The sequence below is a fragment of the Mobiluncus holmesii ATCC 35242 genome (assembly GCF_000185445.1).
Classification (GTDB): Bacteria; Actinomycetota; Actinomycetes; order Actinomycetales; family Actinomycetaceae; genus Mobiluncus; species Mobiluncus curtisii.
Window position 1 is genome coordinate 1,507,700 of sequence record NZ_GL622346.1, and the last position, 21,376, is coordinate 1,529,075.

Sequence of the window (21,376 nt, forward strand, 5' to 3'; positions counted from 1 at the left end):
AACCCTACCAACCGAGCATTGAAAAACTGAAGTTCCCGGTCCGCCAGCGCAAACTGGTGAGCCGGGAACTCCCAAACTATTGAATTAAACCCGCTTCAACCCTGAAATCACGGCTGGTCGGGCAGCTTCGACCCTATCCCCACGGGTGTTCCAGGTCGACATCGTCATCGAACAGTCCGAATCCGGTCGTGTCGCTGTAAGGCAACTGCGACATCAACACTTCGTGACCGCCCGCGGAAGGCTTGATTTCCACGCGACGGTAACGGCTCAGACCGGTACCAGCCGGAATCAGCTTGCCCAGGATGACGTTTTCCTTCAGACCCGACAGCGGATCGTCGATGCCTTCCATTGCCGCGTTGGTCAGAACCTTCGTGGTTTCCTGGAAAGAAGCCGCGGACAGCCAGGAATCGGTAGCCAAGGACGCCTTGGTGATACCCATCAGTTCGGAACGCGCCGAAGCCGGCTGTTTGCCCTGTGTCACGACCCGCTTGTTTTCCTCGCGGAACTTCGCCTGGTCGATGAGCTGACCGGGCAGCAGCATGGTGTCGCCGGATTCCAGCACGGTCACGCGGCGCAGCATCTGTCGCACGATGACCTCGATGTGCTTGGCGTGAATGTCTACGCCCTGGCTGTGGTAGACCTGCTGTACTTCGTTGACCAGGGAACGCTGGGTTTCAGCTTGGCCTTTCACGCGCAGCAGTTTCTTCGGGTCGATGGGACCCTGGGTCAGGCGGTCGCCCACCTCCAGGTGATCGCCGTCGGAGACCAGCAGGGCCTGGCGGCGAGACACCTCGATGACCAGGTCTTCCTTGCCGTCGTCACGAGTGATGATGACCTCACGCGGACCGGACGGGTCGTCGTTTATCTTTACCCGACCGGCTGCCTCGGTGATGGTGGCTTCACCCTTGGGGGTCCGCGCTTCAAACAGCTCCTGCACACGCGGCAGACCCTGGGTAATATCGGCAGCCGAAGCCGCACCACCGGTGTGGAAGGTACGCATCGTCAGCTGCGTACCGGGCTCACCAATGGACTGCGCGGCAATAATACCGACGGCCTCGCCAATGTCCACGCGCTTGCCGGTAGCCAGAGACCGCCCGTAGCAAGCCGCGCAGGTCCCCACCGGTGCGTCACAAGTCAGCACAGAACGTACCTTAATCTGGGTGATGCCGGCCTTGAGCAGCTTCTTAATCGCCACGTCACCGACATCCTGCCCGGCTTCCAGCACGACGTTTCCGGCTTCGTCTACCGCGTCAACTGCCAAAGTCCGCGCAAAAGCGGTGGTCTCGACCAGCTCGTCGGGTTCAATCTGACCATCCTCGTTGACGAAACCGATGGTAATGTTCAAGCCCTTGCGAGTCCCGCAGTCTTCCTCACGGATGATGACGTCCTGAGACACGTCCACCAGACGGCGGGTCAGATACCCAGATTCGGCGGTACGCAAAGCCGTATCCGCCAGACCCTTACGCGCACCGTGGGTCGCGATGAAGTACTCCAACACGGACAGACCCTCGCGGTAGTTCGACTTAATCGGGCGCTCAATCAGGCGCTGCTTCGGGTCGGACACCAGACCGCGCATACCGGCAATCTGTTGAATCTGAGACCAGTTACCACGAGCCCCGGACTTCACCATGCGGTACACATTGTTGCGTTCGGGGAAGTTCTCGCGCATTTCCTCTGCCACCTCATTCGTGCAGGCTCGCCACAGGTCAATCAAGGCGCTGTAGCGTTCGTCCTCGGTGATGGCACCCAGGTCGTAGTCGGCTTGCACGTCAGAAGCGAGGTTTTCGTACTTTTCCAAAATGGCGGGCTTGGTCGCCGGCGGCACCACGTCCGTGAAGGAAATCGTGATTCCAGACCAGGTCGACCAGTGGAAACCGAAAGACTTGAGAGCATCCAGGGACACCTCAATATCGGCCTTTTTGTACAGCTCCGCCAAATCGTTGACGATTTTGCCGAGTTTCTTTTTCTCTACCACGTAGTTGACGAACGGGTAATCGCGCGGCAGCGAGTCATTAAAGATGACGCGCCCCAGGGAGGTCTTCAGCTCGAAGCGTTCTCCCGGCTGCCACCCCTCCGGCATTTCCATATCCTCCGGAGGCAAGTCGCCCGGTTCCATGCGGATTACGCAGGTTTCCTGCAAAGCCAGGTCGCCATTGTCATAGGCCAGGCGGGCTTCGGCAGGGCTGGTGTAGTACTTCAGCACCCGGTTGCCGTCGGGGTCAAACCTCGGAGCATGAACCATTTCCGGATCTTCTTCCGAGGTCAGGTGGTAGATACCGATAATCATGTCCTGGGAGGGCATAGTCACCGGACGACCGTCCGAAGGCTTCAAGATGTTGTTCGACGACAGCATCAGCACGCGCGCTTCAGCCTGGGCTTCTGCCGACAGCGGGACGTGGACTGCCATTTGGTCGCCGTCAAAGTCCGCGTTGAACGCGCCACAGACCAGCGGGTGCAGCTGAATAGCCTTGCCTTCCACCAGCAGCGGCTCGAAGGCCTGGATGCCCAAACGGTGCAGGGTAGGAGCACGGTTCAACAGCACCGGGTGGTTGGTAATAACCTCGTCCAAAACGTCCCAAACCTGGGCGTTTTGCCGCTCCACCATCCGCTTGGCAGCCTTAACGTTCTTGGCTTCGCCGTTTTCCACCAAGACTTTCATCACGAAAGGCTTGAACAGTTCCAGAGCCATCGTCTTGGGCAAGCCACACTGGTGCAACTTCAACTGCGGACCAACCACGATAACGGAACGTCCGGAATAGTCCACGCGCTTACCCAGCAGGTTCTGACGGAACCGCCCCTGCTTACCCTTGAGCATATCGGACAGGGACTTCAGCGGACGGTTACCCGGTCCGGTTACCGGACGTCCACGCCGACCGTTGTCAAACAGGGCGTCCACGGCCTCTTGCAACATACGCTTCTCGTTGTTGACGATGATGTCCGGGGCCTTCAATTCCTGCAAACGACTCAAACGGTTGTTGCGGTTGATGACGCGGCGGTACAAATCATTGAGGTCAGAAGTCGCGAAACGTCCACCGTCCAGCTGCACCATCGGGCGCAGGTCCGGGGGAATGACCGGAATTGAATCCAGCACCATAGCCGACGCTGGCTTGCCGGTCTGGAGGAACGCATTAATGACTTTCAGGCGCTTCAGGGCGCGAGTTTTCTGTTGACCAGTCTTGCTCTCCACGACCTCTTTCAGCGCTTCGGCTTCCGCTTCCAGGTCGAAAGACTCCAAGCGATCCTTTACCGCCTGCGCGCCCATACCGCCCTTGAAATAGGTGCCGTACAGGGCATACATTTCGCGATAGACCAGCTCGTTACCCTCCAGGTCGCCGACCTTCAGGCTCTTAAACCGATCCCAAACTTCGTCATGCAGTTTCAGGTCAGACTCAGCCTGGTGGCGCAGCGCGCGCATTTCCTTTTCACCGTTGCGCTTGACCTTGTCGATTTCGGATTTCTCGGCGCCTTCCTTTTCCAGCGCCGCCATATCCTGTTCCATCTTTTGAGCACGCTTTTCGATGTCCAGGTCGCGGTTCTTTTCGATTTGTCCACGAGCCAGGTCGGATTCCTTTTGCATATCGGCAAGGTCCTTGTGGCGGCGTTCCTCGTCAACGTCGGTAATCATGTACGCCGCGAAGTAAATGACCTTTTCCAGGTCTTTCGGCGCGATATTCAGCAGGTAACCGAGCCGGGAGGGCACGCCCTTGAAGTACCAAATATGCGTGACAGGAGCAGCGAGCTTAATGTGACCCATCCGCTCGCGACGCACCTTGGAACGGGTGACTTCCACCCCACAGCGTTCGCAGACAATACCCTTGTAGCGGACGCGCTTGTACTTCCCGCAGGCGCATTCCCAGTCACGGGTCGGCCCGAAGATTCGTTCGTCGAACAAGCCTTCTTTCTCAGGCTTCAGCGTCCGGTAGTTGATGGTTTCCGGCTTCTTGACTTCGCCGTGGGACCAGCTGTTAATGTCGTCCTCGGTCGCCAGACCGATGTGCAACTTGTCAAACTTGTTTGCATCCAACATGTGTTTTCTTTCCTCTTCTTCCGGTCCGTCTTAGGCGTTCATGAATTCGTCGGTCGTCAATAGACCGGGGGCGTTGGGTCGTTTGCCCAAGTCGAAGCCGAGACTGTTGGGTCCGCGGCTGGCTTCATCTTCATCATCGCGCAAGTCGATGGCGTTGCCGGCAGCATCCAGAGCCTCCACGTTCAGGCACAGCGAACGCATTTCCTGCATCAACACGCGGAAAGATTCCGGAATGCCCGGCTGGGGCAGGTCCTCGCCACGCACGATAGATTCGTAAACCCGCACGCGTCCTTGCACGTCATCGGATTTCACCGTCAGAAGTTCCTGGAGGGCATAGGCGGCGCCGTACGCTTCCATTGCCCACACCTCCATCTCACCGAAGCGCTGACCACCGAACTGGGCCTTACCACCCAAAGGCTGCTGGGTAATCATGGAGTAAGGACCGGTGGAACGGGCGTGAATCTTGTCATCGACCAAGTGGTGCAGTTTCAGCATGTACTTGTAGCCGATAGCAATCGGGTACGGGAAAGGTTCCCCGGAACGACCGTCAAACAGCTTCGCTTTGCCCATTTCGTCGATGAGCGGACGATCGAAGTCCTCACGGACGCGGGTGTTGCGCAGCAGACCGGTAATCTCGTCAGCCTCGGCACCGTCGAACACGGGGGTCGCCACGTGCTGTCCCGGCTCGCAGACCTCCAGCGGGACCCGCTGTGCCCACTCTTCACCGGCCTTGCGGGCTTCACTGACATCCCAGCCCTCGTGAGCCAACCAGCCCAAGTGGAACTCAAGTACCTGACCCAGGTTCATACGACCGGGCACACCCATCGGGTTCAAGATAATGTCTACCGGGGTACCATCCTCGAGGAACGGCATGTCCTCAACCGGCAGAATCTTGGAGACACAGCCCTTGTTGCCATGACGACCAGCCATCTTGTCGCCGACCGTCATCTTGCGACGCTGTGCGATAAAGACGCGAACCATGTGCTTTACGCCAGGTCCGAGCGCGGCGTCGTCGTCCTCATCGGTAAATTCCTTTACCCCGATGACGATGCCGGATTCACCGTGGGGCACCCGCAGGGAAGTGTCACGCGCTTCCCGCGCCTTTTCACCCAGGATGGCACGCAGCAGGCGTTCCTCACTGGTCAGCTCGGTTTCACCCTTGGGGGTCACTTTACCGACCAGGATGTCACCCGCGTTGACCTCGGCACCGACGCGGATAATGCCGCGTTCGTCCAGGTCCTTGCGGGCAGCTTCGGAAACGTTGGGAATATCCCGCGTGATTTCTTCCTCGCCCAGTTTCGTGTCGCGCGCATCGATTTCGTGTTCCTCGATGTGAATCGAAGTCAGCAAGTCCTCAGAAACGACCCGCTGACTCAAGATAATGGCGTCCTCGTAGTTCAGCCCTTCCCAGGACATGTACGCCACCAGCAGGTTCTTGCCCAGAGCCATTTCTCCGCCGTCGGTAGCGGGACCGTCAGCCAGCACGTCTCCGGCTTCGACCCGGTCGCCTTCGTCAACGATAGCCTGCTGGTTATAGCAGTTGCCCTGGTTGGAACGCTTGAACTTTTCGAGCGTGTAGAGGCGGGTTTCGCCGTCATCTTCCTGGAGACGCACCAAATCGGCGCTGACCTCGGTGACGACACCGCCCTTCTTGGCAACGACCACATCGCCGGCGTCAATCGCGGCGCGTTTCTCGATACCGGTGCCCACCAGGGGAGCTTCAGTCTTTAGCAGCGGCACTGCCTGGCGCTGCATGTTTGCACCCATCAGAGCGCGGTTCGCGTCATCGTGTTCCAGGAACGGAATCATCGCGGTCGCGACCGACACCATCTGACGAGCCGATACGTCCATCAAGTCGACTTCTTCCGGGCTGACCAGCACCGGGTCGCCGCCGGTAGAACGGCACAGCACGGTGGACTCTACGAAGTGCCCATCTTTCGTGAGCTGCGCGGAGGCCTGGGCGATGTTTTTGCCCTCTTCATCGTCCGCAGTGATGTAGTGGATTTCGTTGGTGACCACGCCGTCCTTGACCACGCGGTAGGGAGTTTCCACAAAACCGTATGGGTTGATGCGCGCGAAAGTTGCCAGCGAACCAATCAAACCAATGTTCGGACCTTCGGGAGTCTCCACCGGGCACATCCGCCCGTAGTGGGAAGGGTGCACGTCACGAACTTCCATCCCCGCCCGGTCTCGGGACAGACCGCCCGGACCCAAAGCCGACAGACGGCGCTTGTGCGTCAGACCTGCCAACGGGTTGTTTTGATCCATGAACTGCGACAGCTGCGAAGTTCCAAAGAACTCTTTGATGGCTGCCACAACGGGACGGATGTTAATGAGGGAGTTCGGGGTAATGGCTTCGACGTCCTGGGTGGACATGCGTTCCTTTACCGTGCGCTCCATGCGGGACATGCCCGTGCGCACCTGCATCTGGATAAGCTCGCCGACCGGACGCACCCGGCGGTTGCCAAAGTGGTCGATGTCATCCGTCTTGATATGCAGTTCGGTTTCCTGACCAGCAGCGTCCTTGACCGCAACCGTGTCATCCCCAGCGCGCAGTGCCAACAAGTAGCGGAACGCAGCCACGATGTCGGTCAGGTCCAGGGTGCGTTCGCCCATTTCCCTCTCCACACCGAGCTTCTTGTTGATTTTGTAGCGTCCGACCTCGGCGAGGTCGTAGCGCTTGGGGTTGGTGTAAAAGTTGTGCAGCAGGTTACGTCCGGCCTCCGCGCTGGGCGGCTCGCCGGGACGAATCTTGCGGTAGATGTCCTCCAGGGCCTGATCCTGGGTTTCAATCGCGCCATCTTTTTCCAAGGTTTCCAGCATCAACGGGAAGTCGTGGAAAGCCTCGCGGATTTCACCAACGCTCATCCCCAGCGCCTTGAGGAAAATAGTCGCGGACTGCTTGCGCTTGCGGTCGATACGCACCCCGACTGTGTCCTTCTTGTCAATCTCGAATTCCAGCCAAGCACCGCGGGAGGGAATGACCTTACCCAGGTAAATGTCACGGTCGGAGGTCTTGTCAGCAGTCTTTTCGAAGTACACACCGGGGGAACGCACCAGCTGGGACACGACCACACGCTCGGTACCGTTAACGATGAAGGTTCCGCGCGGGGTCATCAGCGGGAATTCGCCCAAGAACACGGTTTGGGTCTTAATTTCGCCGGTTTCGTAGGTAATGAATTCCGCGGTTACGTACATCGGCGCATTGTAGGTCAGGTCCTTGTCCTTGCATTCGTCGATGGTGTAGTGCGGGCTTTCCAAGGTGTAGTCCTTAAAGGACAGGCACATGGTGCCGCCATTGTCCTCGATAGGGCTCATCTCGTTCAAAATTTCTTGCAGTCCCGAAGTGCGGGGGACGTGCTTGTCACCGGTTTTGTCGGCTTCCTTGACGCGTTCCTGCCAGGCTTCGTTCCCCAGGAACCAGTCAAAAGATTCGGTCTGCAGCGCCAACAAATTCGGCGGTGCCATCGGTTCATCAATTTGGGCAAAAGACACCCGGAAAGGGTGAGTGGAGGATTCTTTGGATTTCGTAGCCAAGATTTCCGTTTCCTTTATGTCGTATAGATGGTCGGGATTTTCAAACCGGCTCCCCCGCGCACACGGTCGCGGCAATCAGCCTGGAAAATCTCGATGCGCTGCGGCGTTTGAACATCTCATCCCTCGCTCTACCTGCCCTGATATTGCCGGCGCATTCTTACGCAATATCAACGGTAACAGGTGGCCTCGGACAGAGAACACGCAAATAACAACTCTATAACTTTTGCGGCTTGTAAGCAATTTTCCGCCGTTGAATTTCGGGGACTGTTCCCAGCGAGGGCAGCTACTCAATCCTCCCTGAAGTGAGTTTCCGGCAGACGCATTTCTCGAGGCGGAAAAGCGAACGTGAAAGTGCAGCTAAACCCGACAATGATTTTTATAAGTGTTTTGGCGCTGTTTAAACAACTTAATTTATTTGGTTATCGGTTCTAGACTGTCAGCACCTCGATACCGTAGCTTTCCAGCGCTTCTAAGCAATGCGCTTCGACACTATCCGTGAGGATTTCGTCAATCGGAGCAAAATCGCAAATCCGGGCGGTTCCCAACGCGGAGAATTTGGAACTATCTGCCACCACGGTCACTCGTTGCGCGGAACGTAGAAAATCAGCGTTCGTTTCTGCCTCCAACAAGTCATCATTGAATAAACCACGGTTCACGTCAATGCTGACCACTGCCAAAAACACTCGCGACATTGCCAAATTGTCCAACACCAGTCCGGACATATTGCCCACGACTTCATAAGAACAGGGGCGTAGCGTCCCACCCACCACGATGACTTTGATTTGGGGGCGTAGCGCCAGTTCGTTAGCGATGTTAATGGCGTTCGTGACGACCGTAATCCCCTGGCGTTGAAACGCGGAATCTTTCGCAACACGCAGCGCCAGTTCGCGAGAAACTTCCGTAGTGGTGGTTCCTCCGTTCAAGCCGATAACGTCTCCCGGTTTCACCATTTTGGCAGCCGCTTTCGCCAGACGTTGCTTGATCCTGCCTTGGTTGACGGGGCGATACCGCAGCGGCAAATCTCCTGACAGTGGATTCGCTACTGCTCCTCCCCGAACCCGGGTAATCATCTGTTGAGATGCCAATTTGTCCAAATCGCGGCGTGCGGTGGCGGGAGACACCCCCAGCAGGGTTTCGATGTCCTCTACCTGAATTGAGCCGTTTTCCAACACTAGATCGAGGATTTTGGTCAGTCGAAATGATTGATATGCCATACGCCTTGCCTCCTGATTGATTTAATATGTCTCTAACATGAAATTTAAATCAGTTTTAAACAATTTACTTCTGCTTGCGTGGTATTTTTATTTCTGAAAAATGTCGTCGATTTTGTAGGGAGAACACACCGCCATGAGCATCACCGCTGAGGAAATCGCCAGCCAACCCGAAACTTGGAAACGAGCCATTGACCTGCTCGTGTCCCTGGACTCTCAGTTTTTCCCGAAAAAGGGTCAGAGCGTCGCCATGATTGGCTGTGGCACCTCCTGGTTCATGGCACAAGCCTATTGCCGAGCCAGGGAAGTCGCCGGACACGGAGTTTCTGACGCTTTTACCGCCACCGAATTCCCCCTGACTCGCCACTATGACATGGTCATCACCCTGTCTCGTTCGGGCACCACCACGGAGATTATTGATATCCTCAAAGCCTTGCACGGCAAGGTTCCCACCCGTTTAATTACTGCCGTCGGCAACGGTCCCGCCACGCCCTTTACCGACCGGGAACTTGTTTTGGACTTTGCGGATGAAACGTCGGTCGTGCAGACACGCTTTGCCACTACGGCCCTGGCTTTGCTGCGTGCCAGCCTTGGGGAGGACCTGACGAAGGCTATTGCCGATTGCACCGCGGCTGTAAATGCAGAAATTCCCGCTGCGTTCATCGACGCGGAACAGTTCACTTTCCTCGGCACCGGCTGGACTTACGGTCTCGCCAACGAAGCCGCGCTAAAGATGCGCGAAGCCTCGCAATCCTGGACCGAGTCCTATCCCGCAATGGAATACCGCCACGGACCGATTTCCATCGCCGAGCCAAACCGTATCACCTGGATTTTTGGCGCCATCCCGCAGGGTATGGAGACGCAAATCGCGGCTACCGGCGCCACTTTGGTCCACCACGACTACGATCCGATGGCGTCCCTGGTGCTGCTGCAACGCGTCGCGGTAGCAAGGGCGGAACACCGGGGGCTGAATCCTGACACCCCGCGTCACCTGACCCGTTCAGTGATTCTGTCCTAATTCCGCGCCCGTCTACACCTCATGCCCATGGAGGGACAGATGCCACCCGAGGAGCTTTCGACAGCCCACCCCGATTCCGCCCCGGTCTATGCGTTAGCTTTTGACGTCGGGGGGACCGACACCAAGGTGGCTTTCGTGTCCAACCGGGGTTCACTGGTGAAGCTGCCCACCCTGCCCACTTCCACCGGTGGTGCGGTCGGGCTGATTGCACAGATTAACGACCAGTATCTGCAGATTCAACAGGCGTTGCGCCAGGGCAAAATCCGCGACGCCGACGGCACCGCACTGCCGGTGGCGCGGGTGTGCCAAGCCGTTGGGGTGGGCGTTCCCGGCGTGATGGTGGAAGACACTGGAATGACCATCACCTCAGCTAATCTGGGCTGGGGTCGCTTTCCTATGCGCGATCGTTTAGAGGAAGCCCTGGGTTGTTCCCTTGCGCTGGGACATGACGTTCGTTCCGGGGCGTTAGGCGAAGCCCTGTTCACGGGACGCAAGGAATGCTTTTTCGTCGCTATCGGGACGGGTATCTCGGCAGGAATCGTGCTCAATGGGCAGGTACTGAACCGTAGCGGCTTCTCCGGAGAAATCGGTCAGATTCTGCTCCCCAATCCGGATTTGAACTACCTGGGGAAAGCCACAGCACCGATTCCTGCACAGGCGACCCATCTCCCCCTGGAACGAATTGCGTCCGCCGAATACACCGCCCGTCGCTATGCCCTTCTGAAAGGTCTCTCCCCGGAAACTGCCCGCCCCACGTCTCGTGACGTGTTCCAGCGCGAACGGGAAGGCGACCAGTGCGCTCACCACGTAATCGAAACCGCCACGCAGGCATTGGGAGTGGTCCTCGCCGCCAGCCTGGCGACTTTGGGAGATTTGGAAGTCATCGTGGGCGGAGGACAATCCCAGGAAGGTCCCGCCTACCTAGAGAGGCTTCGCCAAGCGACCGCCACGCATCTCGTGAACCTGCCCGAACCCAAGTTTTCCTTGTCACGCTTTGGGTCTCAAGCACAACTGTTGGGGGTCGCGGCGCAGGCCTTCGCAAAAGCCCAGGTACCGATTGTTCCCCTCACCAGCCCGTCATAAGTTTCTTTGGAAAGACTCCGATGCCCCAGATAATCACGTTTACTCCCAACCCTGCCTTAGACATCACCTACACGGTGGATGCTCTCCAAGTCGGCGCCACCCACCGGGTCGAAGATTTCGTTTACCGTGCCGGAGGTAAGGGTCTCAACACCGCTTCAGTCCTGGCACAGATGGGGTATCCCGCCCGCGCAGTCGGATTTTTCTCATCCCCGGAATATCTCGCTGACCTGCAAAAACGAACCCTAGAGCGGCACGGAAACTTTAGTTTCCAGGCTTTGCCCATGCCATTTCTAAACCGCCAATCCGTCGCCATCGTTGCGGCGGGAGATGCCACAGTTTTCAATGAGGCCGGTCCAAACTATGGCACTCTGACACCTGCTGAAGTTACGCAGAGTTGGGAACAGCCGTGGCGGGAGGCTCTGCAGCTGGACTGGGCGTCTCCCCAGGCTATCGTCAGCATCAATGGTTCTTTCGCCCAGGGTAGCCCCGCGGGGATGCTAGATCGGCTAATCGCCGGTCTGCACGATCTGGGCTGCTGGGTGTTGGTGGACACGTCCGGAGAATACCTGCTCGAAGCGGCGCGGGCAGGCGCGGATTGTCTCAAACCGAATGTGGCAGAACTGCGCGGCGCCACCGGTATTACTGAGTTGCCCGCCGCGGCACGCGCTTTGCTGGACCTGGGAGCACGCGCGTTGCTGATTTCAGCAGGAAAAGATGGGCTGGCATACGTGGAGCATCCCGGTACGTCCGCCCGCACCTCCCTTTTTCAAGTCGAGTGGGCAGCCCCCGGGATGACTTTGGAAGGCAACCCCACCGGAGCGGGAGACGCGGCAGTAGCCGGGTTCATGTCTGCCAGGTCCGAAAACCTGCCGACGCACGAGGCTCTCGGGCGTGCGGTTTCCTGGTCAGCTGCCGCGGTTCCAGTCGCGGTCGCGGGCGCGGTGCAGACCGAAATGGTGACAACAATTGCCACTAAAATGACTTTTCGAACTGAAGAATGGAGTGCATAAATGCTGTGTGATATACGTAAACTTGCTGCTGAGGCAGCCTCGGCGGGAGTCGGACTGGGCGCTTTCAACGTGGTGCTGCTGGAGCATGGCGAAGCCCAAATTGCCGCGGCAGAAGCCGTAAACCTCCCGGTGATTCTGCAACTGTCCCAAAATGCGGTCAAGTACCATCATGGCTGGCTCAACCCCATCGGCTGCGCCGTGCTCAAGCTAGCCGAACAGGCAAAAGTCCCGGTCGTAGCGCACCTCGATCACGCCGAGGACCTCGACCTATGCCGCGCAGCGATCGATTTGGGCTTTACCTCAATCATGTATGACGGCTCCAAACTGCCGGATGCGCAAAACCGCGACACTACCGCGCAGATTACTCAGTGGTGTCACGACCGTGGCGTGAGCGTCGAAGCCGAATTAGGCGAGGTCGGCGGCAAGAACGGAGTCCACGACCCCAGCGCACGGACAGATCCGGAGGATGCCGCCAAATTCGTGACAGATACCGGCGTGGACATGCTGGCGGTAGCAGTGGGATCTTCACACGCGATGACCTCGCGGGATGCCACGTTGGACACGGAACTGATTTCTGCCATTAAGCAAGCCGTGCCGGTTCCGCTGGTCTTGCACGGTTCTTCCGGGGTTTCTGACGACGGAATGCGCGCTGCCATTAAAGCGGGAATGACCAAGATTAACGTCTCTACGCACCTGAATGTGGTCTATACCGCCGAGGTCCGTAAGGATTTGGCGCAAGGTCCCCAGCTGGTCGATCCCCGCAAGTATTCCCGTAACGGTAACGCCGCCTTACAGGCAGAAGTGGAACGTTTGCTTCTGTGGTATGCGGGCAAATAGTCATTGTCTGCCCGACGTTGCAATGCCGATGCGGAATCGTTGGTAAACCGCCTGCTAGCCCGTGATGACGCGAAGTCCGAAAGCCAGGATTTCCGGTTTTCCCGGTTCTAGCACCAGTACGTCCTGGTTGCGGCTCAGGGCGTTAGGCGGGCAGGTCATCGGTTCGACCGCCAGCGCACGCCCGTCAGGAACGCCGGGGAATGCCTGCTGACGGGCAGGGTCGGCGGTATAGATTTGGAGCCACCGGCACCACGGTCCGGCACTGAGTTCAGTCCCTAGACCGTCGGTACGGCACAAGGTCGCCCGCACTTGTCCATCCGGTCCGGGTTGCGCCCGAAACGCGTGGTCAAGCCACAGTCCGCGTAGCGCTACCGGACGCACTGGACCCAAAACAGTGTCCGCGGGTTGTTCCAGACCAGTCGGCAGGTTGCGTGTTGAATCGAGCACCAGGTTGTTGCCTACCGAGACGCTCAGGGTGCATTCATCCGGGCTCGCGCCCGCAGCGCTCAAATAAGGATGCCATCCGAAGCCAAACGGGCATGGTGTCGTGCTGAGATTGCGCACCTGCAATTCACCTCGCAGCCCCCGTGCCGCCTCAAGGCTCCAGTTCATCACATATTCCAGCCGCCACGGCCAGCCCTGTTGCGACGCCATTTCCAGCGTGAGGCTCACGCCCGCGGGACCGTCGGACGTTTCAGAAGTGAGTTCCCAAGGCAGTTCCCTAACGAAGCCGTGAATGGCGTTGTGGCGTTCAGGCTCGTTAATTTCGAGCTGATACGTTTCGTCTTGAAACGTGAATTGTCCGCCGTCCACCCGGTTGGGCCACGGCGCCAACAGACACCCCGCCGCGAAAGGAATCGGGGAGACTTGTGACAAGCCCTCAGGCGGCACCGGAGGGGTCACCACCAGCGGTTTCCCCGCAAAAGTCAGCGACCACAAACCCCCACCGAAAGGCGAAATCTGGGCGCGATATTGACCGGCTCGAAGTTCTATGAAGTCATTGCTCGAGGTCATACGCTGATTTTAGCAAGGGTGGGGAACGGAAAACCATTGTCATTTCTTAACGGATCCGCACCCTGAGCGTTTCGCATTTCTGCTACTTCGTAGCAGGGGCGAAGCGCCGCTTTGCGGCAGAAATGCTCAGCGAGAAAAGAAACTCGCGAATAGGGATTGCGGTTTGCGTTTGTCCTCTGGGCAAGTACACCACTGATCCGGCGGGACGCTGGCTTGCACCGCCGCAATGTGTTGACCACACCCGGTCCATGTAGTCTTTCCGCAGTTCGCACATTTTACTGGAGAGCACATCTTATTCCCTTTCCTCGATTCCGGACTGGCCTGTTGGAAGCTATGTTACATTTCCAGCACCGCGCCGGGGTTATCAAAATAGTAAGCGAAAACCGTATTGACCCCGCCAGACAATACTTTAGCATTAATTCCCGCGGGTTCCAGAATTCTCTGTGCCATCCAGGCGTTAGCTCCCGTATCATCGCTCAAGTACACGGTTTTCCCGTCGGTCCAAGTCCGCACCTCGTCGAGCCGCGAACGCAGTTCCGTCAAGGGTATACACCTGGCGCCCTTTAGATGCCCGGCATTAAATTCGGGGATCGGACGCACATCGAGGACTGGCGTGGCGGGGTCGAGGTGAGCCACTTCCTCGGCATACCACAGCCTGAGCCGACCGCACAGCACATTTTCTGCCACATACCCCAGGAAATTCACGGGATCCTTTGCTGCGGAATAGGGGGGCGCATACGCCAAATCCAAGTCAATCAAATCAGGGGCAGTCAGCCCCGCTTTGAGAGCTGTAGCGATAACGTCAATCCGTTTATCCACTCCGTTGCCCCCGAAACCTTGCGCACCCAGGAGTTTGCCGTCCGCGGTCGCAAAATGCAGCATCAGTTGCATCGGTTGAGCACCGGGCAGGAAAGTCCCGTGGTCGGTGGGGTGAGTGTGGATAGTGCGGTAGGCGATGCCTTGCGCATCCAGCTCAGCCCGGTTTGCCCCGGTCTGCGCCACAGTCATGCGCCCCACCCGGAAAATCGAGGTAGAGATAGGTTTAGGCAACGGACGAGCGGATTTCGGGTCAGCGATGAAGTCCGCGATGAGCCGAGCAGCGCGGTTAGTCGGACCGGCCAACGCAACCGGTCGCGCTATTCCCGTCACCCCGGTCTGTTGCGTAACGGCGTCACCACAAGCAAACACGTCAGGCAAGCTGGTGCGTCCATGCTGATCAATTTCTAGATAGCCCCGTTCGTCAGCCCGCACTCCCGCCGCTACGAATGGCTCGGTGGCGGGAACAGCACCCGCTGCCTACACAATCAGCTCCGTTTCCAGGCACTGTCCGTCTGACAATTCCACCAAGACATGAGCTGGGAAATCGCGAATCTGGGTGACACGAGTGTTTGCAATGACAGTGATGTTTAGCGACCGCAGGGCTCCGGTCACCAGGTGCGCCATTTCTAGGTCCAGCGGGGGCATGACATGGGCGCTGCCTTCCACGATAGTCGTGTTGATGCCGCGACGAGCCAGGGCTTCCGCCGCTTCGATGCCGATGAATCCCCCGCCGATGACCAGCGCTGACCGGGCAGATTCCGCCAGGTCCACAATCCGTTGGGCATCATTTACCGTGCGCAGCGTGCGCACCCGGAGGGAGTCCAACCCGACAATCGGCGGGCGGGCGGCTTTGGCGCCAGGGGAAAGAATCAGTTTGTCGTAGCCTTCGGTGAATTCTCGCCCGTCTGCGCCACGCACCCGCACGGTTTTCGCCTCCGCGTCCAAGTCGATGACCTCGTGATTCACGCGAACATCCAGGTTCAGTTTCGCCTGCAGGCTCTGGGGCGTATTCAGCAGCAGGCTTTCCCGTGCGGAAATCTCTTGACCGACATAGAACGGCAATCCACAGTTGGAAAACGAAGGGTACGGTCCCTTTTCAAACACCACAATTTCAGCAGACTCGTCCAACCGGCGCATTCGCGCGGCAAAGGACAGACCGCCCGCGACTCCACCGACCACTACCAGCTTCATTCGCTCCCCTTTTCTTCGGTTTGTTCAGAAGGTTCTCCGGGCGTCTCCCCGGTAAGCTCTCAACCCCATCAACATAGCACGAGGTGGTGTGCTAGGTGAACCGGCTACCGCCACCCGTAACGAATTGCCGCCCATCCGCACTGGTGCACCATTATGAAAAACCGGCCACCTCGGCTAGAGCAAGGCAAACAGCAGCCCGAGCAAACCACCATACGCCAAGGTTAAGAAACCCGTGTTGCGCAAAGCGACAATCAGGGCTTTTCCGGTCTGGTGCATGCGGACCGGACGCATGGTCAGCAATGCCCCCAGCCACAATGCGAGCTGCACTACGAAACCGCTGGTCCATTGAATGAATCCGCCGGGAAAGATTTCCGACCACGGTACGAACAGCACCGTCAGCGACAACAGCAACGCAATATAGATAAAAAGCCGGTAAATGCGTCGCGACCAAGCATCGCCCAAACGCACTGCCAGGGTAACTTTGCCGGATTTCCGGTCCGTAGGAATATCGCGCAGATTATTGACCATCAGCAGTGCACAGGACAGCAACCCCAGCCCGCTGGCCAGCGCCCAAGACTGCCACGGCAGGACTTGTGCCTGCACCCACAGCGTTCCCTGCACCGCCAGCAGTCCGAAAAAGACAAAAACCAGCAGCTCAGACAGGCCTATCCCGGCATAGCCATAGGGGTGTTTGCCGCCGGTATAGCACCAGGCAGCCGCGACCGCTGCCACGCCGGCACCGATGAGCCACCACGACTGGGAGATGATGGCAACGCCCAGCCCCACGATGCTCGCCAACGCGAAGCAGCTCAGCGCCACTGCCAAGACTTTGCGCGGATTCTCCCCGCTTCCGACCAGGCGCGGCGGACCGACGCGGTATTCATCCGTGCCACGGATCCCGTCGGAATAGTCGTTGGAAAAATTCACCCCGATTTGCAGCAGCAGCGCCACTGCCAGGCACCCCAGCGCCAGCCCTGGATCCATCTTGCCCAATCCAGCAGCAATGCCGGTGCCGAGCAGGACGGGTGCCGCCGAAGCCGGGAGGGTACGCAGCCGCGCTCCTTCAATCCAGGCTTGAGCAGTGGCCATCAGGGTTCCTTTCCTTGCTTATCAGTCTTTGCAGCACCGGGTTTTCGCGAAGTTTAGCGCTTCACGAGTACCTGAGAGTGTTTGTCAGATTCCAGCAACATTTCGCCCTAAAAGTCTAGCGCGGTTTCAACGTGAAGTTAACCGGTGGAGTTGCGACCATTGCCTTTCCTCTGAGTAGTGGCATGAACGACCGATTTCAACCCGCAATCTGGGTTCTTGCAGACCCTAATTTTTCTAACACTGCTGGTAGGCGCGATTCTAATTTCTCGGAGCCGGCACCACACACGGTGAAATCGGTCATTCGTGCGAGACCACCCCGGTTTAGGGATTCAGTGCGCACCGGCAGACCTCAAACTCATGATTTTTCGTGCTCGGGGCTTGTGAGACGATGGAGTTATGGCAAAGGAAAAAACGGTTTACGTGTGCTCCAGCTGTGGGGAGGAATGGCCCAAATGGACTGGTCAATGTCGCAGCTGCGGTCAGTGGGGCACCTTGGAAGAGAACGTGGTCCTGGCGAAAAGTTCCGCTCGGACGACCGGGTCGGGCACTACCCGCAGCACCGGTAGTTACGGACGCCCCGCGTCCCCGGCTAAACCTATCGGCCACTATTCCACCGAGCGGGCGGTGCGTCTACCTACCGGAGTGGGCGAATTCGACCGGGTTCTCAGCGGCGGTATCGTCCCCGGCGCGGTCATCTTGCTGGCAGGAGAACCGGGAATCGGGAAGTCCACGCTACTGTTAGAAGTCGCTGCCCGAATTGCCCAAGGCACCGCTCCGCGCTCTCCTAGGGTTAGCGAGAATAGCCCCGGGTTGCGCTTAGTCTCTGCAGATTCAGAAACGCCCGCGACTGTGGATACGGAGGGCAAAACTGTCCTGTACCTGACCGGTGAGGAAACCGCCGAGGCAGTACTGTCTCGCGCTAAGCGCATTGGCGGAGTGGCAGAAAATCTTTATCTAGCAGCTGAAACCCAAGTCTCGCAGGCACTGGCTCAAATCGAGACTACCAGCCCGGACGTAACTATCGTCGACTCCATCCAGACCCTGACCGATCCGACTATGGACACTTCTATCGGCGGTCCCGCGCAAGTCCGCGAAGTTACTGCCCGACTCATTGACGCTGCCAAAAGCCGCCACATGGCACTAATTTTGGTGGGGCATGTTACCAAGGACGGTGCGGTGGCAGGTCCGCGCACGCTGGAACATCTGGTGGATGTAGTGTGCCAGTTTGAAGGCGAACGAACCGGGGAGCTGCGGCTGTTGCGCGCGGTAAAGAACCGCTACGGACCCACGGACGCGGTCGGGTTCTTTCAAATGGTGGAATCCGGCATCGAAGGCATCGAGGATCCCAGCGGTCTGTTCCTCAGCAAAACCGCCGAGCCGGTGCCCGGGGCTTGCGTCACCATGTCGTTGGAAGGTAGGCGCGCTCTGCCCATCGAGATAGAAGCCCTCACCACCCCGATAGCGGGCGGTTCTCCGCGACGCACAGTTTCTGGTTTGGATTATTCCCGCACCGCCATGATGCTGGCAGTCCTGCAAGCGCGACTGAAATTACCTTTTGGCACCCTAGATGCCTACGTCTCGACAGTGGGCGGAGCCCGAGCAGTCGAGCCGGCAGTGGACTTGGCGGTTGCGCTCGCGGCGGCGTCAGCAGTGACAGGCCAGGTCATCGACCCCGGTCTGGTGGCTTTTGGGGAAGTCTCTCTGACTGGGGAGATTCGTTCCTGCACCGCAGTGTCTCGCCGGGTGGCAGAAGCCGCGCGACTGGGATTCACCGGCGCTATCGTGCCCGCCGCCGCCACGAGGGATTTGAAGGCTCCGCGAGGATTCAAGATTCAAGCTGCCGCAAACCTGCGCGAAGCAATGAGCCTGGCTCTGCGCCGCGCCCCCGCCTCGCCTCCAGACTGCGAAATCTGAGTTAAAACCGGAACGCCGCCAAACTGGCGGATTCTCAATCTGAAAATTCGATGGCAGCACCGCCGCGGGATACGGCCTCGACACGACCCGTCTGCGAGTTACGGCGGAACAGGGCGTGTGACACCCCGGACAGTTCCTCTGCCAACATCGTCTTTGGCTCCATAAAGAACCCAGTTTCACCAGGCATGACACCACCGGAAGGCATGTAGTAAACCTTGGTGTCACTGTTTAAATACAGACCACCTTCAATGACGCAGTCGTCACCTAGGGGAACCGCCAGACCGGAGTTCGCCCCCATGTGGCAGTTCTTGCCCAAAGACACGCGCTTGTGCATCCCCACCGCCAACGTACCCGCCGTGGAGGCACCGCCAGCCAGAGTCGTGCCTTCATCCACGGTCACGCCTTGTGATAAACGCCCCTCAATCCGGGCAGCCCCCAAGGTTCCCGCGTTGTAGTTCACAAACCCGGTGTAGCCAATCTGGGTGCCCGGATGCAGGTAAGCACCCAAACGAACGTTCTCAGTATGGGCAATGCGCACCCCGCTCGGGGTCACATAGGTGGTCATGCGGGGAATCCGGTCCACACAGCGGATGTTGGCGCCGATACCGTACTTGGTCATCAGACGCAGACGAGTTTCCTCAAAGTTTTCGTAGTCACAGGCACCGCGGCTGGTCCACGCCACCATATTCAGCTTGTCGAACAATCCTTCCAAGCTCAAAGTGTTGGGTTTCACCATCCGGCGTGACAGGGAGTGCAAACGCAAATACCCGTCGGGAGCGCTTTGGACATCGTCCTCCAAATCGGCAGTCACGGTGATGACCTTGTTAATAATCATGCGGGCATCGTCTTTGCCCTCCAGATGCGTCAGCGTCGCGGCCAAAGCCTTCGCTTTCGCTTCGTCTACGTCGCCCTCGTAAATGTAAGGGAACCAGGTGTCCAGCGATTTGCCGCTCTCGGTTTCAGCCGTGAGACCGACACCCCAAACTTTCTTAACCATGTTTTCCTTCTCTCTAGTTGACAATGGCTTGGCGCGACCCGCTACTCCAGCAAAACACGTTCCGTGTCGCCGGTCAACAGACCGCGGGCGGGAAGGCACAAAATCGCTTACCTGACGGAACGGGCACGCAGGTTCTGGTAGTGGCGTTCGGAGTGACCGATGTACACCTGACGCGGGCGAGCAATTTTCGTCGCCGGATCGGCAACCATCTCGCGGTACTGGGCAATCCAGCCGGGCAGACGACCCACCGCAAACAACGGGGTAAACATCTTCATCGGGAAGCCCATCGCGCGGTAAATCAAGCCCGTGTAAAAGTCTACGTTCGGATACAGGTTACGGGAGACAAAATAGTCATCACTCAGCGCGATGCCCTCCAGCTCCAACGCCAAATCCAGCAGTTTGTCGGATTTGCCCATCCGGCTCAAGACTTCGTGGGCGGATTCTTTCACCAGGGCGGCACGCGGGTCATAAGCCTTGTACACGCGGTGTCCAAAGCCCATCAGTTTGATGCCGTCTTGCTTGTTCTTCACCCTTTCGACGAAGTTCTTAATCGATATATCCGTGTCACGCAGCTGCATCAACATGCGCAGCACGGCTTCGTTAGCCCCGCCGTGCAGCGGACCAGCCAGCGCTCCCACCCCGGAAGCTACCGAAGTATAAAGGTTTGCGTGCGAAGAACCGACAAAACGCACGGTTGAAGTCGAGCAGTTCTGTTCATGGTCAGCGTGCAGGATAAACAAACGGTCCAAAGCACGAACCATCGCCGGATCAATGTCAAAAGACTGATAGGGCAGCCCGAAACACATCCGGATAAAGTCCTCGGTCAGTTCCCGAGAGGCGTCGGGATACAGTTGGGGCAGACCGGCGGCACGTTTCGCAATAGTCGCGACCATGACGGAGAGCTTGGCCAGCAGCTGAATCGTGGCTTCTTCAAGCTGTTCAGGATCGAGGGGGTTCAAAGTATCCTCGTAGTAGGTTGCCAGACCAGCAACCCCCGCCTGGAGGATAGACATGGGGTGACCGTTCGAGGGGAAAGCCGTAAAGAATGCCTTGAAGTCTTCAGGCAACAGGCGGTTGCACTTGATTTTGTGGGTGAATGTTTCCAGGGACTTCGCGTCAGGCAAGTCTCCGTAAATCAAGAGATACGCGACCTCTACGAAGCTGGATTCGCGAGCCAGTTCCTCAATCGGGTAGCCCCGATAACGCAACACCCCGTTAGCGCCGTCAATGTAAGTTATCTTGGATTCACAGTTGGCAGTGTTGCCGAAGCCATAATCCAGCGTCACGTTACCGGTGGTGCTCAACAGTTTGTTAATTTCGATACCGTTGTTGCCCTGCGTGGCCTGGTGAAGGGGGGTATCCAACCGCGTCTGGTCTGATTGAATAAAGTATTCTCCGTTATTCTCACCCATGAGATTCCTCCTCAAAATTTTTTGATTTTCATATCTACGCTGGTCGGCAACATCGCCAGGCTAGGGCACTTTGGGACTTAAGTCCTTACAAATATAGTACTCCCGTCACCCGTGTTTCGTCCAATATTCCGGGCAACATTATATGAATTTCACAAGACCAATGCTGTCGGTGTCAGTACTGTACCGTTCTTCGAGGGGGGGGACGTCAGCTTGGTAA

12 protein-coding genes and 1 pseudogene are annotated in these 21,376 nt (G+C 58.0%); 5 read left to right on the plus strand and 8 right to left on the minus strand.

The genetic code is table 11. From position 1 onward, the window contains the following. Positions 1-133 precede the first annotated feature (133 nt). From HMPREF0576_RS06490 to HMPREF0576_RS06500, 3 genes are all read right to left on the minus strand, one after another. On the minus strand, positions 134-4,027 hold the full coding sequence (locus HMPREF0576_RS06490; protein ID WP_004007471.1) for a DNA-directed RNA polymerase subunit beta': 3,894 nt from the start codon (positions 4,025-4,027) through the stop codon (positions 134-136). Positions 4,028-4,057: 30 nt separating this feature from the next. After that, a complete protein-coding gene (rpoB, locus tag HMPREF0576_RS06495) occupies positions 4,058-7,564 on the minus strand; it encodes a DNA-directed RNA polymerase subunit beta (RefSeq protein WP_004007472.1) in 3,507 nt (1,168 codons plus the stop codon). Positions 7,565-7,992: 428 nt separating this feature from the next. Further along, on the minus strand, positions 7,993-8,778 hold the full coding sequence (locus tag HMPREF0576_RS06500; protein WP_004011218.1) for a DeoR/GlpR family DNA-binding transcription regulator: 786 nt from the start codon (positions 8,776-8,778) through the stop codon (positions 7,993-7,995). A 133-nt stretch (positions 8,779-8,911) separates the two neighbouring features. Between HMPREF0576_RS06500 and HMPREF0576_RS06505 the strand changes: the two genes are divergently transcribed. The 4 genes from HMPREF0576_RS06505 to HMPREF0576_RS06520 are packed head-to-tail and all read left to right on the plus strand — an operon-like array spanning position 8,912 to position 12,723. Beyond that, positions 8,912-9,793, plus strand: a complete 882-nt coding sequence (locus tag HMPREF0576_RS06505; RefSeq protein WP_004011219.1) for an SIS domain-containing protein — start codon at positions 8,912-8,914, stop codon at positions 9,791-9,793. 21 nt (positions 9,794-9,814) lie between these two features. Continuing rightward, complete coding sequence (locus HMPREF0576_RS06510; protein WP_004011220.1) at positions 9,815-10,876, plus strand: ROK family protein; 1,062 nt, start codon at positions 9,815-9,817, stop codon at positions 10,874-10,876. A gap of 20 nt (positions 10,877-10,896) precedes the next feature. Then, the gene (locus HMPREF0576_RS06515; protein ID WP_004011221.1) at positions 10,897-11,886 is read left to right on the plus strand and encodes a 1-phosphofructokinase family hexose kinase; all 990 of its coding nucleotides are present in this window, start codon (positions 10,897-10,899) and stop codon (positions 11,884-11,886) included. Beyond that, positions 11,887-12,723 (plus strand): class II fructose-bisphosphate aldolase, encoded by an 837-nt coding sequence (locus tag HMPREF0576_RS06520; protein WP_004011222.1) that lies wholly within the window; start codon positions 11,887-11,889, stop codon positions 12,721-12,723. It abuts the gene before it with no gap. A 54-nt stretch (positions 12,724-12,777) separates the two neighbouring features. Here HMPREF0576_RS06520 and HMPREF0576_RS06525 read toward each other — a convergent pair whose 3' ends face one another. The 3 genes and pseudogenes from HMPREF0576_RS06525 to HMPREF0576_RS06535 all read right to left on the minus strand — a co-directional run bounded on the left by HMPREF0576_RS06525 (position 12,778) and on the right by HMPREF0576_RS06535 (position 16,836). Beyond that, on the minus strand, positions 12,778-13,737 hold the full coding sequence (locus HMPREF0576_RS06525; protein ID WP_004011223.1) for an aldose 1-epimerase family protein: 960 nt from the start codon (positions 13,735-13,737) through the stop codon (positions 12,778-12,780). A 336-nt stretch (positions 13,738-14,073) separates the two neighbouring features. Continuing rightward, positions 14,074-15,747: pseudogene (locus HMPREF0576_RS06530) on the minus strand (FAD-dependent oxidoreductase). A 174-nt stretch (positions 15,748-15,921) separates the two neighbouring features. Next, positions 15,922-16,836, minus strand: coding sequence for a 1,4-dihydroxy-2-naphthoate polyprenyltransferase (locus HMPREF0576_RS06535; RefSeq protein ID WP_004008905.1), 915 nt, complete (start codon positions 16,834-16,836; stop codon positions 15,922-15,924). A 396-nt stretch (positions 16,837-17,232) separates the two neighbouring features. On the opposite strand from HMPREF0576_RS06535, the gene HMPREF0576_RS06540 reads away from it, so the two are divergent. Further along, complete coding sequence (locus HMPREF0576_RS06540; RefSeq protein ID WP_004011226.1) at positions 17,233-18,750, plus strand: DNA repair protein RadA; 1,518 nt, start codon at positions 17,233-17,235, stop codon at positions 18,748-18,750. A 34-nt stretch (positions 18,751-18,784) separates the two neighbouring features. Here the strand turns inward: HMPREF0576_RS06540 and HMPREF0576_RS06545 are convergent, their stop codons facing one another. Both HMPREF0576_RS06545 and HMPREF0576_RS06550 read right to left on the minus strand, forming a co-directional pair. Further along, on the minus strand, positions 18,785-19,747 hold the full coding sequence (locus tag HMPREF0576_RS06545; protein WP_004007483.1) for a DapH/DapD/GlmU-related protein: 963 nt from the start codon (positions 19,745-19,747) through the stop codon (positions 18,785-18,787). A gap of 107 nt (positions 19,748-19,854) precedes the next feature. Then, positions 19,855-21,159 carry a citrate synthase gene (locus HMPREF0576_RS06550; RefSeq protein WP_004007484.1) on the minus strand — a complete coding sequence of 435 codons (1,305 nt, stop codon included), beginning with the start codon at positions 21,157-21,159 and terminating at the stop codon, positions 19,855-19,857. Positions 21,160-21,376: the final 217 nt, after the last annotated feature.

Bases quoted from the DNA above. Each gene is read 5' to 3' on its own strand.
- HMPREF0576_RS06490 (WP_004007471.1), bottom strand. From the start codon at position 4,027: ATGTTGGATGCAAACAAGTTTGACAAGTTGCACATCGGTCTGGCGACC.
- HMPREF0576_RS06500 (WP_004011218.1), bottom strand. From the start codon at position 8,778: ATGGCATATCAATCATTTCGACTGACCAAAATCCTCGATCTAGTGTTG.
- HMPREF0576_RS06505 (WP_004011219.1), top strand. From the start codon at position 8,912: ATGAGCATCACCGCTGAGGAAATCGCCAGCCAACCCGAAACTTGGAAA.
- HMPREF0576_RS06510 (WP_004011220.1), top strand. From the start codon at position 9,815: ATGCCCATGGAGGGACAGATGCCACCCGAGGAGCTTTCGACAGCCCAC.
- HMPREF0576_RS06515 (WP_004011221.1), top strand. From the start codon at position 10,897: ATGCCCCAGATAATCACGTTTACTCCCAACCCTGCCTTAGACATCACC.
- HMPREF0576_RS06520 (WP_004011222.1), top strand. From the start codon at position 11,887: ATGCTGTGTGATATACGTAAACTTGCTGCTGAGGCAGCCTCGGCGGGA.
- HMPREF0576_RS06525 (WP_004011223.1), bottom strand. From the start codon at position 13,737: ATGACCTCGAGCAATGACTTCATAGAACTTCGAGCCGGTCAATATCGC.
- HMPREF0576_RS06535 (WP_004008905.1), bottom strand. From the start codon at position 16,836: ATGGCCACTGCTCAAGCCTGGATTGAAGGAGCGCGGCTGCGTACCCTC.
- HMPREF0576_RS06540 (WP_004011226.1), top strand. From the start codon at position 17,233: ATGGCAAAGGAAAAAACGGTTTACGTGTGCTCCAGCTGTGGGGAGGAA.
- HMPREF0576_RS06545 (WP_004007483.1), bottom strand. From the start codon at position 19,747: ATGGTTAAGAAAGTTTGGGGTGTCGGTCTCACGGCTGAAACCGAGAGC.
- HMPREF0576_RS06550 (WP_004007484.1), bottom strand. From the start codon at position 21,159: ATGGGTGAGAATAACGGAGAATACTTTATTCAATCAGACCAGACGCGG.